Source organism: Paenibacillus sp. PsM32 (genome assembly GCF_030433815.1).
GTDB classification, from domain to species: domain Bacteria; phylum Bacillota; class Bacilli; order Paenibacillales; family Paenibacillaceae; genus Saccharibacillus; species Saccharibacillus kyungheensis.
Genome location: NZ_JARUWY010000130.1, coordinates 1 through 207, shown reverse-complemented (window position 1 = coordinate 207; position 207 = coordinate 1). Strand labels below are relative to the sequence as shown.

Annotated in this window: 1 pseudogene; it reads right to left on the bottom strand. The window is 37.7% G+C overall.

The features are described from left to right. Positions 1 to 207: pseudogene (locus QCD85_RS23895) on the bottom strand (CTP synthase); the annotation flags it as partial.

The window sequence follows — 207 nt, the reverse complement described above, 5'->3', positions numbered from 1 at the left end:
GTTCTCGTCAGTGATTTCTTCTGCATTAACCAAGCGTAATTTCACGTCAGCATTTGCATGATATCCTGCATGTGACAACTATTCAACCACACTCAAGTAAGCATCATGTAAAGATACATATTTACAAACAATCGCGATCTCAACTGTTTTTTCCAAGTTTTTGATACGATTAAGAAGGATTTCCCATTCTGTCATATCCGGTTGAGG